1 pseudogene is annotated in these 218 nt (G+C 54.6%); it reads left to right on the forward strand.

Annotated elements, in window-relative coordinates:
• Positions 1 to 218, forward strand: a pseudogene (gene fusA, locus B3W37_RS13140) (elongation factor G); the annotation flags it as partial.

Genomic DNA, 218 nt, shown 5'->3' on the forward strand with positions numbered 1-218 from the left:
TATATACCGGCGGTGGAAGCCGGCATCAAGCAGGCCCTGGAAGAAGGAGTCCTCAAAGGCTATCCGGTGGTCAACGTCAAAGCCACCTTGCTGGATGGTTCTTTTCATGAAGTGGATTCCTCAGAAATGGCTTTTAGAACCGCGGCTATGATCGCCACCCGGGATTGTATGCGCAAAGCCGGCCCGCAGCTGCTGGAGCCGATCATGCGTTTAGAGAT

The organism is Syntrophomonas sp. UBA5494, from assembly GCF_002426325.1.